The organism is Wielerella bovis (assembly GCF_022354465.1).
GTDB lineage: Bacteria > Pseudomonadota > Gammaproteobacteria > Burkholderiales > Neisseriaceae > Wielerella > Wielerella bovis.
The window spans coordinates 250,087-265,875 of the sequence record NZ_CP092361.1; the positions used below are offsets into that span (position 1 = coordinate 250,087).

The following is a 15,789-nucleotide window of genomic DNA, read 5'->3' on the forward strand; positions in this document are numbered from 1 at the left end:
TTCAAGTTATTTTCTGAATGTTTTATTTACAAACCCTTATCGCCTTTGTTTTCGCCATCGTGCTGTTGGTTGGCTTGCACGAATTAGGGCATCTGATTGTCGCTCGATTGTGCGGTATTAAAGTAATACGCTTTTCTATTGGTATCGGCAAACCGTTCTACACCAAAATCTGGCGCAATATTGAATGGAGTATCGCACCGATTCCACTTGGTGGCTACGTCAAAATGGTAGATACGCGCGAAGGTAAAGTTGCTGATGAAGATTTACCCTACGCTTTTGATAAACAACATCCGCTCAAACGTATTGCTGTGGTTGCCGCAGGGCCTCTGACTAATTTGGCTTTGGCGATTATTTTGTATGCTTTTAGTTTTGGTATAGGAGGTGTCAAAGAAACACGTCCTTATATTGGCACACTAGACAGCCCGTCTATCGCCGCCAAAGCAGGTTTTCGTGAAGGTGATAAAATCATTAGTGTTAATGGCAAAGCTGTTAATACATTTAATGATGCCTACATCAATATGGTAATGAATTTAGAGGCAGGGAAAGTCTTGGTACAAGTGGAGAATCCACAAGGGCAGCCTGAAACACGCACCATTGATGCAGTCGGTACACCTGAAGCACAAGCAGTTGCGACACGACAAGCTAGCATCGGTATTTCTCCTGTGAAATTGAGTGAATATATTGGCGAAGTTGTACCCAATAAAGCTGCCGCCAAAGCGGGCTTACAAAAAGGCGACCGCATCATTCGCATAGATGGTATGGATACGCCTAAATGGGAACAATGGGCAAAAATTGTGCGTGAAAATGCAGGAAGAAACTTGAAAGTCGTTTATGTGCGAAATGGTACAGAACACGAAACCATATTGATGCCTGATGCACACGAATTACCTGACCGCAGTCAAATTATTGGTCGTGCAGGAATTGCTCCTGCCATAGATGAAGCATGGCAGAAAAAAGTTCATCATGTATACTATCCCAATCTAGCGCAATCTATGCAACTGGGTTGGCAAAAAATGGTGGATTATACCAATATCACACTCTCTTTCTTTGGCAAATTGATAACGGGTAACGCATCATTTGCCCATATTTCAGGGCCGATTACCATTGCCGAAGTAGCAGGGCATACTATACAAATTGGCTGGCAAAGTTATGTAGAATTTCTTGCACTTGTTAGCATCAGTTTGGGTGTGATGAATTTACTGCCAATACCTGTATTAGACGGTGGACATTTGGTTTACTATACTGCTGAATTGATACGCGGCAAACCATTAAGCAAAACCATACAAGATATTGGTTTGCGAATTGGCGTAGCAGCATTGCTTACTATGATGATACTGGCATTTTTTAACGATATTACTCGCTTACTTGGATAATACAATGAAACTAAACAAAACTACTGTTGCAACCTTATTTGCATTAGGTATTACAACCCCAGCTTTTGCGGAAGATTTCACCATTAGCGATGTTCGCGTGGAAGGCGAACAACATACTTCTGAAGCCACCGTGCGTTCATTGCTGCCTGTAAAAGAGGGTAGCCAATTTACCGATGAAGTAGGCGAAAATATTATCCGTAGTCTGCATGCAAGCGGTTTTTATGAAAATGTGTTGCTGGAACAAAATGGTAACCAACTGATTGTTACCGTCAAAGAGCGACCCATCATCAGTGATTTGATTATTAAAGGTACAAAAATTTTGCCCAATGCAGCCATTAAGAAACAAATGGCAGGGGTAAAAGCCAGCAAAGCAAGCAGTGATGAAGAACTGGTTAGCGGTAGAACCGAAGAGGGGCAAGATGAGCGACTGGCAAACTTTGAAAATGAAGCGACTTACAATACTTCGCAAGCATTGGCAGCTGCAGGTTTAGCAAAAGGTGATTTTTTCAGCCAAGAAGCATTGGTTCGTGCTTTGCGTGCTTTGGATGGCGCGTACAAAGAACAAGGCAAGAACAATGTCAAAATTACGCCAGAAGTACAGGAATTGGCTCGCAATCGTGTAGCAGTACTGATTAATGTGGACGAAGGTGAAACCACACGTGTCAGACAAATTGATTTTGAAGGCAATGAGAATTTTTCAGACTATCGTTTAAATCGTGTAATCGGTTTAACTGATGGGACATTGTTCTCATGGGCAACGAGAAGTGATGTTTTCTCATGGGAAAAATTTAGCCGTGATAAAGAACGCTTGGAAAGTTTTTACTATGACAAAGGTTTCTTTGATTTCAAGGTGGATTTTGAAGATGTAAAACGCCAGTTGAATGAAGATAAGACCCGTGAAAGTGTAACGATTCAAGTACACGAAGGCGAAAAATTCTATTGGGGCAATGTCAAAATTGTTGGCGATAACAAAGATGTGCCATTAGAAAATTTGGAAAAGCATCTGAGTAAACTCAAAGAAGGTCGTTTGAGTAACATGGATCGCTTGAAAGAGGCAATGGCGCGTATTCGTTTAGAATTGCAATCAGCAGGTTATGCCAATGCGCAAGTAAGCAGTGAGGCAGCTCGCCGTGTAGAAAATGGCAAAAATATTGCTGATATTACCGTGTTTATTACCCCTGGTAACCGAGTTGCTGTGCGTCAAATCACCATTAAAGGCAATAACAGAACGCGTGATGAGGTCATTCGCCGTGAATTGCGTCAAATGGAAGCAGCAACATTTGACCAATTTAAACTTGCACGTTCTTCGCAGCGTTTAAGTCAGTTAGGCTATTTTGAAGATGTGCAAATTGCCAGCAGAACACTGCCTGAAAATGAACAACAAGTAGATGTGGATGTTACAGTAAAAGAGCGACGTACTGGTAGTATCAATGCTTCGGCTGGTTGGTCGCAAGATGATGGCTTGGTGTTAGCGGGTAGTATGGCGCAAGATAATTTGTTTGGTACAGGTAAATCTGCTGCATTAAGTCTATCACGCAGTAAAGTATCACAATTAGTAAATCTGTCATTTACTGAACCCTATTTTACCAATGATGGGGTTAGTATGACTTATAACGTATTTGGTTCAAAGTATGACCCATCTAAATCCAATACCAATACACGCAACTATCGCATGGTGCGTTATGGTGGACAAGCAATGATGGGTGTACCCATTACCGAATATGACCGTGTTAATGTTGGTTTAGGTGTGGAACATATGGGCATTACCTTGTTCAATAACCCTCCCTATCGTTACCAACGTTATGTAGACCAAAATGGTCGAAATAACTGGATTTATAAAGGCTTGTTAAGTTGGTATCGCAATACCACTGACGATGGATTCTGGCCAACACGCGGTTACAATACCAATGTAACAGGTGAAATCGGTTTGCCAGGAAGTGGTTTGCAATACTATATGTTGGGTCATCAACAAACATGGTATTTCCCAATCAGTAAACACTTTACATTGATGCTAAATGGTCAAGTGGGCTATAGTGGTAGTTATGGCAAAACCAAAGAAGTGCCATTTATGTATATGCAATCAGGTGGTGGTTTAGGTTCGGTTCGTGGTTACCAAAGCGGTTCTTTGGGACCAAAAGTATATGACTATGACCCATCATCTAATACCTTTACTGATATTGAACGATACGGTGGTACATATTCTGCCAATGCTAATGCAGAATTGCTGTTCCCTTTCCCTGGCGTCAAAAACAGCCGTGCTGTGCGTTTGAGTTTGTTTGCTGATGCAGGCAGTGTGTGGGACGGTAAAACGTATACGCCAGCCATGTATTCAAGCAGCAACCCTTATGGCAGTAACCAATTCTACAAAACCGACCACAAATCTTCGTTTAAAAATGAATTGCGTTATTCCGCGGGTGCGGCATTCACATGGATTTCACCCGTAGGTCCAATTAAATTGAGCTATGCGTATCCATTGAAGAAAAAAGACGAAGACCAAATCCAACGTTTCCAATTCCAGTTGGGTACGGTATTCTAACAAGGCAGCCTGAAAAAAGGGGATGGTTTATATTAACCCATTCCCTACCCTAAAATGACTCTTAATATGAGAAGTATGATGAAAAACCAAACCATTAAAATGTTAAGCGCAGCTATATTATTGACAAGCAGCCTGAATGCCGCAGCTGAAATGAAATTGGGTTACGTCAATCCAGAGCGTGTTTACACTGAAACCCAAGCAGCACGTCGTATTGAAGCTCGTTTGCAACAAGAGTTTAGCGTACAACAACAAGCTTTAACCCAATTGCAACAAGAAGGTGTAGAGCTACGAACTCGGATTGCCAAAAGCAAAAATGCTAATGAACGCAAACGTTTAGAAGCACAACTGGAAGAAAAAGCACAACAATATCGTGTTGCATCAGCACGTTTATCCGAAGAGTTTAGCTTGGTACGCAACGAAGAGTTTGCTGCTTTGCAAAATAATGCCAATGCCATCATCAAAAACATTGCCGAAAAAGAAAAATACGATTTAATCGTGCAAGAAGCTGTATTTGTTACGCGCAAATACGATATTACCGACCGCGTGATTAAATTGCTGGACGAAATCAAATAATTTCAGGCTGCATCACAGCCCTATTTTCTATACAGGCAGCCTGAAAAATTCAATTATTTTCAGGCTGCCTTAATCTTAATTCATATATTCATATTTTGGCATAAAAAGTAGCCTGAAAACACAAGGAAAAATAATGTTTACCCTATCCCAAATCACAGAAAAACTCGGTGGCGAATGGCGTGGCGAAAATATTACCGTAACCGCCATCGCCCCCGCATCACGCGCCCAAACCAATGAAATCACTTTTTTAGCCAACCCCAAATACAAACAAGAAGTAACCGACAGCGCAGCAGGCGCAATCATCGTATCGGCAAAAACAGCAGATTTATTCCCCGAACGTAATGTGATTATCGCGCCAGACCCCTATTTGTATTTTGCCAAAGTCGCACGCTTATTCCACCCGATTGTGGCGGCGCGTGGCGGTGTGCATCCAACCGCTGTGATTGAACCATCTGCCGTTGTACCCACAAGTTGCGAAATTGGTGCGAACGTGTACATCGGCGCAAATACGGTGCTGGGCGAACGTTGCCGAATTCTGGCAAATTCGGTGGTGGAACACGATTGCGTGTTGGGCAACGATTGCTTTTTACACCCCAATGTAACCGTATATTTCGGTTGCACATTGGGGTATCGCGTGGAATTGCATTCAGGCTGCGTGATTGGTGCGGACGGATTTGGTTTGGCATTTTCAGGCAGCGATTGGTTTAAAATTCCGCAAACTGGTGGCGTTACCTTGGGCGATGATGTGGAAATCGGCTCCAATACCAATATTGACCGCGGCGCGATGTCGGATACAATAGTGGGACGTGGCACAAAAATTGATAACCAAGTCCAAATCGCACACAATTGCAAAGTTGGCGAACATACGGTTATCGCGGCGCAAACAGGGATTTCAGGCAGCACGGAAATCGGTAGTTATTGCGTGATTGGCGGTGGCGTGGGAACGGTGGGACACATCACGATTGCCGATAAAACCAATATTGGCGGCGGAACAAATATCACGCACAGCATTAAGGAAAGTGGTCAGCATTATGCTTCCATTTTCCCGATGCAAACTTATAAAGAATGGGTACGCAACGGCGTGCATATCAATCATTTGCATGAAATGCACAAACGTATCAAAGCTTTGGAAGCGAAATTGGCAGAGCAGGGCGCAGAATAATTTTTCAAGGTTGAAACTTTTGCAAAATCTATTTAGGCAGCCTGAAAAATATAAAGGATTGATTATGTGGCATATTGTCGCCATTGGTTATATTTTTGTAACTTTTATGTTTTCCATCGCACAAGGCAGCATCGCGCGAATTTTGATTTATTTGGTCTTTTGGACGATTTTACCCACCTTGTTTGCTTTTTGGGTCGCCATAACACGGCGGCGCAATAAATTGATGAAACAACAGGAATTGTTGGAACATCAACAAAAATACGCCTCAACGCAGCCTGAAAATAAATAAACCAATCAAATAGGCAGCCTGAAAACTTTTCAGGCTGAAACCTTTGCAAAACTGCGGAAACTTTTAAATCGCCGTCATTCCCGCGCAGGCGGGAATCCACTTTTAACTTTAAGAAACAAAAGTTTGTTTAACTCAACGTTGGATTCCCGCCTGCGCGGGAATGGCGATATTGGTAGTTTTGCAAAAGTTTCAGGCTGCCTATTTTCAAACCATACAATCATGTTTCCTATTGGTTAAAACTAGATTATATTTCCACCCATTGTTTTAACTATTGGTTATCATTATAATCCGTTCTTTCTTTAACAACACACACAACATCATGATGAAACAACCATTAAACAAATTTGAACCCTACGCTTTTTTATTGGCGCGTATTTTGATTGGCTATATGTTTTTGCTGCACGGCACGGCAAAATTCTTTGAATTTCCGCTGTCCATGACCGATGGCAACGGCAGCGTACCTTTGTTTTCGCAATACGGTTTGGCAGGGATGTTAGAAATTGTTGGCGGCATATTGTTTATACTCGGCTGTTTCACGCGTTCAGTCGCGTTTGTGCTATCGGGCATGATGGCTTTCGCGTATTTTGTGGTACACGGCGGCAATCCCTTGTTACCTATGCTGAACGAAGGCGAAGGTGCTGCTTTGTATTCATTGGTATTTTTGTTATTTGTCTTCACAGGCGCAGGCAAAATTTCGGTGGATAATCTCATCAGCCAAAAAATCCATCCATCGGATTTCAGGCAGCCTTACAGTACATGACAAAAACTTTGGGTTGCCTGAAACCTGTTCCCTCCCCCGTTGGAGACGGGGGAGGGAACAGGTTAGTGGTAACTTCAAAAAAATTGTCGTGTACTGTAAGGCAGCCTGAAAACGCCGTATCAACTATTTAATGATATAAATTAAATACTTATATCTATCTTTTACTATGCTGTATTTTCAGGCTGCATAAATGAAAGGCAGCCTGAAAATTTTATCTCCATACAGCGGTTATTTTTTCTGCCAACGATTCGGCAAAGCCGCAGGTGTTTGAGTCGCGTGGATTTGCGTAGCGATGGTTTGGGCGTGTTCAATGCGTTGCGCTGTGGCAGGGTGCGTACTCAACCATGTCGGATACGCAGCCACCTTGTATTCCTGTTCTACTGTTTGCAAAGTACGAAACAAATCCGTTACACCCGCCGCGCTACGATATTGTCCCACAACAGCATGAACAGCTTCGGCATCGGCACGGTATTCCAACTCGCGGCTGTAGCGTAAACTTTCCAAATGCACCAAATTGTGCAGTTGTGCTTCACTACCAAAAGCGGCGGCAAATACGCTATACAATAAATTGCGAGTCATACCGCGCATCGGGTCGCGATGTTTGATGTGTCCCATTTCGTGTGCCAATACTGCGGCAACGCTTTCTTCATTCGGTAAACGATTGAGTAAACCACGATACAACACGACATTGCCACCAAATGTCGCAAATGCGTTGGGCGTATCATCATCGCTAATGTACACATCAACCGAATTGGCGGGTAAATTCATGTGTACCGCCAGTTGGTCAGCCAATTCTTGCATATTAGGGTCGTGCTTGATGCTTTCATCTGCTAAAAGATGTTTGCCAACAAACGAAAACCATGCACGCTCACGTTGCAAACTCACAGTATATGGTAATGACCAAACAATCGCTTCCACCAACAACCAGACAAGCAAAATTGTCAGTAATAAATACCCCAACATGGCTCGCAATTCACCCAAATGTGATGTATCGTGAGAAATGTTGGGGTTTTGGCTTTCGTCAAATTTAGGTGCTTCCAATTTCATGCTGCACTTTGTTCTTTCTTACGCAGTTTGCCCGCTGTGCCATATGCCAGCACTTCCACCGTGCCATTGGCGGCTTGTTGGCGAGGGTCGTGGATATTGCCCAGCGTTGTGGTTTCAAATTTCATATTGATAATCATGCTTGACCCCATTTTTGCGGCTTCTTCTTTCATGCGCAACACAGCTTCACGTCGTGCACGGTCAAGCAAGGTTTCATACGCGCTGATATTACCACCGAAAAAATTGCGGAAACCTGCCAACAAGCGCGTGAAATAATTGCTGGATATTACTACACTACCACGTACCAAATGTTGATTACAGAAATTTTTTGGCGGTTTGCGTACCAATACCACCATAATATGACGTAATTCTTCTTCGCGGCGTAAAATGCTTTCATAGTGCTTTTTCTCATTGCGATTGCCAGTAAAAAACGCAATCAGCAACAAGACCAGCGTAATAATCCAGCCTGAGAATTCTATCAACCAATCCATGATAGACCCCTAGTCTAAAACAACTGCTGTACCATAAGCAAAAATCTCTGCTGCGCCAGCGGCTACCGATGAAGTAGAAAAACGTACATTTAATATGGCATTTGCACCTGCTTGGTGTGCTTGTCTCATCATACGATTTAAGGCTTCATCGCGTGATTCGTTGAGTAATTCGGTATAGCCTTTTAATTCTCCACCAAAAATATTTTTCAATCCCGCCATAAAATCACGTCCAGCGTGTTTGGAGCGTACGGTCGAGCCTTGTACCAAACCCAAATGTTTCACAATGCGACGGTCTGGAACGTATTCTAAATTGGTAATTAACATGGTATACATGATGTTTTCCTTTGTATCAATTTGAAAAAAACAGGTTTCAGGCTGCATTGTGTGGAATAGGCAGCCTGAAATAAACTGTATTGAGATTATATCGGTTTTTAAACTTGAATGGGGAAAATGATTAATATTTCGGTTAAGTGGAATAATGGTGGGGTTGGATACTTCTATCTGAATATTTTTATTTATAAAAAATTATATTAATTCAATAGTTTGATTTATTGAAGAATTTAATCTACGAATTTTCAGGCAGCCTGAAAAGGTTTTGCAAACGTTTCAGCCTCAAAGCATGTAAACCACCCCTACTGATAAAAAACATGGCACAATATCTGTTTTATAACCGCTAGGACAAGTCATGAAATCCACCTTAACCCTTATTGCCACCGCATTATTATTATCCGCTTGTGGCTCAACTCATTCCCCTGTTGCTGCCAAAGGTTCATGGACAAGCGTTGGCAAAATCCAAAATGGCGAAATTGAAGTGGCATACGACACAGACAGCATTGTGCGCCAAAGCCAAATTGTACGCCTGACCGACCGAAAAGTGGTACTTGACCCACAAAAAACCCGTTTCACACAAACGCCACCCTACAAAGCCGCAATTACAGATTGGGAATTTGATTGCAGTAAACGCACCAACCGCCCACTCAATACACGGTTCTACGATAAAAATGGAACGTTACTTGCCCAACATGGTTACACGCGTAGTCAAGTGGCTCCCCAAGCTATCGCACCCAATACTCCTTCTTTTGCATTATTCAATATTGCCTGTAAAAAATAAAAAAAGGCAGCCTGAAAACTTGTAGGTTGGATACTGATATCTAATAATTTTTAATATAGTGGATTCACTAAATCAGGACAAGGCGACCACGCCCGCCGTGTACAAATAGTACATAAGGGCGTGGGTAACGAAGCAGATTTCTTATTTTAATTTACTATACATTTACTATACATAAGGGAGCTGGCAACGCTGTACTGGTTTAGTGAATTCACTATAAAAAATAGTTGTTAAATATAAGAAATATTGGATTCAAGAATTTGACCTACAAATTTGGGTTTTGCAAAAGTTATGGTTGGTCAAAATGGCATAAAAATAAGGCGATTGCTACCATCTCGTCTTATTCCATTCAGTCGTTTTCTTGACAAGTCAGCCTATCGCCCCTAAAATTTCCATCTCCAAAAATTCTTTGCCATTTCAGGCTGCATTTTCCAAAAATATTTTATTATTTTTCAAACCCATTTCATGTTGCACAACAAGGCAGCCTGAAAACTTTTATACGAAATTTCATTATGCACGTTTCAGAACTTCAAACAAAACATATTACCGAACTCATCGCCCAAGCCGAACAAATGGGTATTGAAAACGCCAACCGCTTTCGCAAACAAGACCTTGTTTTTACTATTGTGCGCGAATTGATGAAAAACGGACAAGAATTTGTCTGTTCAGGCACGCTAGAAACGCTGCCCGATGGCTACGGTTTTTTACGCAGCGGTGCCACATCTTATCTCGCTTGCCCCGATGATATTTACGTTTCGCCCCATCAAATCCGCCGCTTCAATCTGCACACGGGAGACACCATTGAAGGTACGGTACGCGTCCCCAAAAATGATGAAAAATATTTTGCCCTCGTACGTTTAGATAGCATCAACGGCGATAATCCTGAAAGCTGTCGCCACAAAATTCTGTTTGAAAACCTAACCCCCTTATTCCCCACCAAACAACTCAAATTAGAACGCGATATTTCAACCGAAGAAAATATCACAGGACGGATTATTGACCTGATTTCGCCGATTGGTTTAGGACAACGCGCTTTATTGGTTGCGCCACCTAAATCAGGCAAAACCGTGATGTTGCAAAACATCGCTCACGCCATTACAGCGAACAATCCCGATGTAGAATTGATTGTATTACTGATTGATGAACGTCCCGAAGAAGTAACCGAAATGACCCGTAGCGTGCGTGGCGAAGTCGTATCGTCCACATTTGACGAACCCGCACAACGCCATGTTCAAGTTGCCGAAATGGTAATTGAAAAAGCCAAACGCATGGTGGAACACAAAAAAGATGTGGTGATTTTATTGGACAGTATCACACGATTGGCGCGCGCGTATAACACCGTTGTGCCAACTTCGGGCAAAGTGCTGACAGGTGGCGTGGATGCCAATGCCTTGCATCGCCCCAAACGCTTTTTTGGTGCAGCGCGAAATGTAGAAGAAGGTGGTTCACTGACGATTATCGCTACTGCGTTGGTGGAAACGGGTAGCCGCATGGATGATGTGATTTTTGAAGAATTCAAAGGCACGGGCAATATGGAGCTGAATTTGGAACGCCGTTTGGCGGAAAAACGTGTCTTCCCTGCGATTAATATCAACAAATCGGGTACACGCCGTGAAGAATTGCTGGTACCGAATGACCAGTTGCAAAGAATGTGGGTATTACGCCGCGTGCTGCATCCAATGGACGACATTGAAGCGGCAGAGTTTTTGTTAGATAAAATCAAGAAAACCAAAAATAATGATGAGTTTTTTGATGAAATGCGTGGTGGCAAAAGCAGTGTCGCTAAAAAAGCCACAAGCGTTGAAACCGTTGTAAAATCGACACGTGGACGCAAACCAAAAACGACAACAGAATAAATTTAAATTATATAGGCAGCCTGAAAATTAGTTTTCAGGCTGCATTTTATTTTTAGCAATTAAATTTCCTAAAATAAAAAAAATAGTCTTAAATAGATACAAAATTAGTTAAATCTAAACCATAATAAAATTAAATTTCAAAATGCAGCCTGAAAGCCTTGTCAAGCAGCGTATAAACCTTTATTCTGCACGCTTTATTGAATAAACGAGAATACAATCATGAACCGCTTACAAAAAACCGATGATGTGCGCATTCAAGCCGTAGCTGAGTTGTTGCCACCGATTGCACATTTGTATGAACTGCCCATTAGCGATGCAGCCGCTGAATTAGTAGTGAAAACGCGCCAAGAAATTTCTGATTTGGTGCATGGCAAAGACAATCGTTTGTTGGTGATTATTGGACCATGTTCCATTCACGATACGAAAGCGGCGATGGAGTATGCCCAACGTTTGTTGCCTTTGCGCCAAAAATATGAAAAAGAATTGTTGATTGTGATGCGTGTATATTTTGAAAAACCGCGTACAACAGTGGGCTGGAAAGGTTTGATTAACGACCCACATTTGGATGGCAGTTTTGACATTAACTTTGGTTTGCGTCAGGCGCGTAAATTATTGTTGGATTTGAATAATTTGGGTATGCCTGCTTCTACTGAGTTTTTGGATATGATTACGCCACAATATTATGCAGATTTGATTTCATGGGGTGCGATTGGCGCGCGCACGACGGAAAGTCAAGTGCATCGTGAATTGGCGAGTGGTTTGTCTTGCCCTGTTGGTTTCAAAAATGGGACGGACGGTAATTTGAAGATTGCGATTGATGCGATTGGTGCAGCATCGCATCCACATCATTTCTTATCGGTAACCAAAGCAGGACATTCGGCGATTGTGCATACTTCGGGTAATTCTGATTGTCATGTGATTTTGCGCGGTGGTAAAGAGCCAAATTACAGCGCGGAACACGTTCAGGCTGCATCGGAACAATTAAGCAAAGCGGGTGTTACGCCGAAATTGATGGTGGATTTTAGCCATGCCAATAGTCGCAAAGATTTCCGCCGTCAAATGGAAGTGGCGCAGGATGTGGCGCAGCAAATCCAAAATGGTGAACAAAATATTATGGGCGTAATGGTGGAAAGCCATTTGGTGGAAGGTCGCCAAGATAAACCTGAATGTTACGGTCAAAGTATTACCGATGCGTGCATTGGTTGGGATACCACCGAAGAATTGTTGGCATTGTTAGCAGAAGCTAATCGCGTGCGTGTATAAAAAGAAAGAGCAGTCTGAAAATTTGATTATCCAAATTATCAAGTTTTCAGGCTGCTATGTATTAATAAAAAATAAATTTACATGAAAAAAGCCTGTTCATACGAACAGGCTTTTGGAATGCTGGCACGCCCACGGGGAATCGAACCCCGGTTACCGCCGTGAAAGGGCGATGTCCTAACCGCTAGACGATGGGCGCGGATAAAATCTTTTCTGGCGCACCCGGAGCGATTCGAACGCCCGACCCTTTGGTTCGTAGCCAAATACTCTATCCAACTGAGCTACGGGTGCAGTTAAGAAAGGTCGAATGATACTGGCTTTGTTTTTATTTGTAAAGTATTGTATGGTATTAAATTTGTATCATTTTGTTTTATTTTTAAATTTTATTTAATCTTTGGGTTATAATAAACATTTTTTGCTTTCAGGCAGCCTGAAAACTATTTTGAAGAAAGTCATCATAAAAAATGATTAGCCGTTTAACAGGAATTTTGATAGAAAAATTGCCACCACATATTGTGATTGATGTACAAGGGGTGGCGTATGAAGTGGATGTATCCATGCAAACATTTTATGCACTACCTGCTGTGGGTGAGTCGGTGCAAGTGTTTACGCAGTTGGTGATACGAGAAGATGCGCATTTGCTATTTGGTTTTGCGGATAAATCGGAACGTGCTACCTTTCGTCAGTTGATTAAAGTCAGTGGCATCGGTGCGAAAACGGCATTGGGGATTTTATCGGCAATGACTGCGGATGAGTTGGCGCAGGCTGTGGCACAAGAAGATGTGAAACGATTGTCCTCTGCTCCTGGTATTGGTAAAAAAACGGCGGAGCGTATGGTGTTGGAATTGCGCGGTAAATTGGCGCATTCAGATGATGCGCACTTGGCTTTATTTGCAGCAGCAACACCTGTAAACGAGCGTGAAGATATCATAAGTACTTTATTGGCATTGGGTTATTCGGAACGTGAGGCACGAGCAGCAGTCAAAGGTTTACCTGCTGATGTGGATGTAAGTGAGGGTGTGCGTTTGGCGTTAAAAGGATTGTTGAAATAATTTTTAGGCTAAAATCTTTGCAAAATCCATTCAGGCAGCCTGAAAAATAAATTTTGGATAGAACGATGAAAGAAAATCACTGGGTTAATGGTCGCTGGCAAAATGCAACACAACTGTTTTCGCCAAATTATTGCGCTCGTCCAGAACATGAACGCATCAGTTTGATTGTGTTACACAATATTTCTTTGCCACCATTTGAATACGGTTCGGGTGCTGTGCAAAAATTATTTACCAATCAAATTGTGGCTGATGAACATCCCTTTTTTTCACAATTAACCACATTGCGCGTGTCCAGCCATTTTTTTGTGACACGATTGGGTGAAGTGGTGCAATTTGTATCATGCGATGATATGGCATACCACGCAGGTATTTCGTCTTTCAATGGACGAGAAAAATGCAACACGTTTTCTATCGGTATTGAGTTGGAGGGCTGTGATTTTGAACCATTTACCGAAGCGCAATATCACGCGTTGCTGCCTTTGTTAGATGCGATTTGTACACACTATCCCATTGATGCTATTACAGGTCATGAGCATATTGCGCCTAGTCGTAAAAGTGACCCAGGTCATTTTTTTGATTGGGAGCGTATTGCAAAAACCACAGGGGAAAATGTGTCAAAATAACTTTCAGGCTGCCTGAAAGGCTGAAATCCGTTATAATCTACACTACATTCGCCTATTCAAACGACTTCCATTTTGGAATACGCTATTATGAATTCTATCTATCTGATTATTATAATTTTATTGTTAACCGTGCTGCTAGCAGTGGTTGCATACAACATGTATCAGGAAAACCAATATCGCCAACGTATCCGCAATCAATTTGGTCATGCTGATGATGATGCGTTATTGGATAGTAATACACTATCGGTACGCGATGGTCAAAGCTTGCAATCATCAGGTTTACGCCGTGCAGCAGTGAAGACTAATCCAACGCAGTCTGAACAATCTGATACTGATGCCATCGCTGAATTAGACACACGTTTTGCTGATACTCGCGCAACAGAAGCCGATAAGCAGGATAATTCTGTGGTTGAAGTGGAAGAAATTGTTCAGGATGCTCATGATGTTGAAGAAACCATTACGATTACAACACAAAATGATGACATGGTAGAGCGGACTTTACTGAACAAATTATCCACACATGCCGAAAATCAGCCTGTCTTTTCTGTAATTGATGAGTTGCCACAACAAACTGAACCACAATCAAATAGCACGGGTTCTACCCATGTGATTTCGGAAACCACCTCCAAAATCAAATCATTGTTTACTTCTAAATTAGTGGCGAAAACTGAACCTAAACAAGAAGAATTAGATTTTGCTGCCGTACCAGAAAAGTTTGAAGCTGTACCTGAACCGATTTTTGCTGAACCTGTTATTGAGCCTGAATTACCACAAACGGGTCATCCAACCTTGGTTGATGTGCAGGATTTGGAACAAAGCGAGTTGCTTTGGTTTGATAAGCGTTTTGATTTTATGGGTTATATTGCCTTGCGTGAACCCAAAGAATTGCACGCTATTCCACGTTTATCAGGTCGTCATCGTTTCCAAATTATTGGCTGCACTATGGACGGACGTTTTCAGGCTGCCGAGCCTATTCCTGGGGTAGCGTATCAAGCATTTGTGGTGGGTTTACAAGCCATTAGTCGCAATGGCTTGGCTGAAAAAGCAGAATTGGAATATTTTGCAAATCAAGTTCGCCAATTTGCCAATAAAATGGATGGTGTTTCCAGCACAGCAAACGTAGATACATTCTTGGAAATTGCTAGACCTTTGGATGAATTGTGCGCTCGTGTAGACCAAACGATTGCATTACATTTGGTATCACGCGCCACCGTTTTGGGAACAGAAATCCGTTCTGCAGTAGAAAAATCGGGTTTTGAATTGATGCCAGATGGCACGTTCTCATTGCAAAATATCAATGGTGAACCCAAATACACCATTGCTGCATTAGATGGAAGTGCATTTACCGAAGCCCTGTTAAGTAGCCAGCCTTACAAAGGTTTCAGTATGTTGTTCGACATTACACGTATTCCCGATGCAGAAGCCGATTTCAATGGTTTTATGACACTTGCCGTTCGTTTATCGGGTGAGTTGGGATTGGATTTGGTGGATGACCAAGTTCGCCAACTTTCTACCGATTGGCTCAAAGAAGTTCGCACTTATGTGGGTGCGCGACAACATGAAATGAACAAAGTTGGCATTGAACCAGGTAGCAACTTGGCAAAACGTTTATTTTCTTAAATTTTAAAATGAAGGCAGTCTGAAAATATTTTTCAGGCTGCC

The 15,789-nt window shown here is 42.2% G+C and carries 15 protein-coding genes and 2 tRNA genes; 12 read left to right on the forward strand and 5 right to left on the reverse strand.

All coding sequences use genetic code 11. The annotated features are described in order from the left end of the window. Positions 1-17: 17 nt before the first annotated feature. The 6 genes from rseP to MIS45_RS01280 all read left to right on the forward strand — a co-directional run bounded on the left by rseP (position 18) and on the right by MIS45_RS01280 (position 6,693). Positions 18-1,373: an RIP metalloprotease RseP gene (gene rseP / locus MIS45_RS01255; protein WP_249450753.1), complete on the forward strand. Its 1,356-nt coding sequence runs from the start codon at positions 18-20 to the stop codon at positions 1,371-1,373. 4 nt (positions 1,374-1,377) lie between these two features. Beyond that, positions 1,378-3,909 (forward strand): outer membrane protein assembly factor BamA, encoded by a 2,532-nt coding sequence (gene bamA, locus MIS45_RS01260; protein ID WP_249450754.1) that lies wholly within the window; start codon positions 1,378-1,380, stop codon positions 3,907-3,909. A gap of 78 nt (positions 3,910-3,987) precedes the next feature. Further along, complete coding sequence (locus MIS45_RS01265; protein ID WP_430472161.1) at positions 3,988-4,482, forward strand: OmpH/Skp family outer membrane protein; 495 nt, start codon at positions 3,988-3,990, stop codon at positions 4,480-4,482. Between the two features lie 133 nt (positions 4,483-4,615). After that, on the forward strand, positions 4,616-5,644 hold the full coding sequence (gene lpxD, locus MIS45_RS01270) for a UDP-3-O-(3-hydroxymyristoyl)glucosamine N-acyltransferase (RefSeq protein ID WP_249450756.1): 1,029 nt from the start codon (positions 4,616-4,618) through the stop codon (positions 5,642-5,644). A 64-nt stretch (positions 5,645-5,708) separates the two neighbouring features. Next, positions 5,709-5,933 (forward strand): hypothetical protein, encoded by a 225-nt coding sequence (locus tag MIS45_RS01275; RefSeq protein ID WP_249443748.1) that lies wholly within the window; start codon positions 5,709-5,711, stop codon positions 5,931-5,933. Between the two features lie 322 nt (positions 5,934-6,255). Beyond that, entirely contained in the window at positions 6,256-6,693 is a 438-nt protein-coding gene (locus tag MIS45_RS01280) for a DoxX family protein (RefSeq protein WP_249443749.1), read from the forward strand. Positions 6,694-6,921: 228 nt separating this feature from the next. Here the strand turns inward: MIS45_RS01280 and MIS45_RS01285 are convergent, their stop codons facing one another. From MIS45_RS01285 to MIS45_RS01295, 3 genes are read right to left on the reverse strand one after another with little or no spacing between them, the layout of a single operon-like run. After that, a complete protein-coding gene (locus MIS45_RS01285) occupies positions 6,922-7,740 on the reverse strand; it encodes a M48 family metallopeptidase (protein ID WP_249444313.1) in 819 nt (272 codons plus the stop codon). Next, positions 7,737-8,228 carry a YbjQ family protein gene (locus MIS45_RS01290; RefSeq protein ID WP_249448817.1) on the reverse strand — a complete coding sequence of 164 codons (492 nt, stop codon included), beginning with the start codon at positions 8,226-8,228 and terminating at the stop codon, positions 7,737-7,739. Before MIS45_RS01290 ends, MIS45_RS01285 begins: the two co-directional genes overlap by 4 nt. 9 nt (positions 8,229-8,237) lie before the next feature. Then, positions 8,238-8,561, reverse strand: coding sequence for a YbjQ family protein (locus tag MIS45_RS01295; protein WP_249450757.1), 324 nt, complete (start codon positions 8,559-8,561; stop codon positions 8,238-8,240). A 352-nt stretch (positions 8,562-8,913) separates the two neighbouring features. Here MIS45_RS01295 and MIS45_RS01300 point away from each other — a divergent pair, with 352 nt between their 5' ends. The 3 genes from MIS45_RS01300 (at position 8,914) to aroG (ending at position 12,455) form a co-directional block, all read left to right on the forward strand. Continuing rightward, a complete protein-coding gene (locus MIS45_RS01300) occupies positions 8,914-9,339 on the forward strand; it encodes a surface-adhesin E family protein (protein ID WP_249450758.1) in 426 nt (141 codons plus the stop codon). A gap of 509 nt (positions 9,340-9,848) precedes the next feature. Next, complete coding sequence (rho, locus tag MIS45_RS01305) at positions 9,849-11,192, forward strand: transcription termination factor Rho (RefSeq protein WP_249450759.1); 1,344 nt, start codon at positions 9,849-9,851, stop codon at positions 11,190-11,192. A gap of 219 nt (positions 11,193-11,411) precedes the next feature. Continuing rightward, on the forward strand, positions 11,412-12,455 hold the full coding sequence (aroG, locus tag MIS45_RS01310; protein WP_249450760.1) for a 3-deoxy-7-phosphoheptulonate synthase AroG: 1,044 nt from the start codon (positions 11,412-11,414) through the stop codon (positions 12,453-12,455). Positions 12,456-12,576: 121 nt separating this feature from the next. Here the strand turns inward: aroG and MIS45_RS01315 are convergent. Continuing rightward, a tRNA-Glu gene (locus tag MIS45_RS01315) sits at positions 12,577-12,651 on the reverse strand. Positions 12,652-12,666: 15 nt separating this feature from the next. Beyond that, positions 12,667-12,743: transfer RNA gene (locus MIS45_RS01320), tRNA-Arg, on the reverse strand. A gap of 173 nt (positions 12,744-12,916) precedes the next feature. Here MIS45_RS01320 and ruvA point away from each other — a divergent pair. The 3 genes from ruvA to MIS45_RS01335 all read left to right on the forward strand — a co-directional run bounded on the left by ruvA (position 12,917) and on the right by MIS45_RS01335 (position 15,747). Beyond that, a complete protein-coding gene (ruvA, locus tag MIS45_RS01325; protein ID WP_249442864.1) occupies positions 12,917-13,504 on the forward strand; it encodes a Holliday junction branch migration protein RuvA in 588 nt (195 codons plus the stop codon). Between the two features lie 65 nt (positions 13,505-13,569). Beyond that, complete coding sequence (ampD, locus tag MIS45_RS01330; RefSeq protein ID WP_249450761.1) at positions 13,570-14,127, forward strand: 1,6-anhydro-N-acetylmuramyl-L-alanine amidase AmpD; 558 nt, start codon at positions 13,570-13,572, stop codon at positions 14,125-14,127. 102 nt (positions 14,128-14,229) lie between these two features. Further along, positions 14,230-15,747: a cell division protein ZipA C-terminal FtsZ-binding domain-containing protein gene (locus tag MIS45_RS01335; protein WP_249451315.1), complete on the forward strand. Its 1,518-nt coding sequence runs from the start codon at positions 14,230-14,232 to the stop codon at positions 15,745-15,747. Positions 15,748-15,789 lie beyond the last annotated feature (42 nt).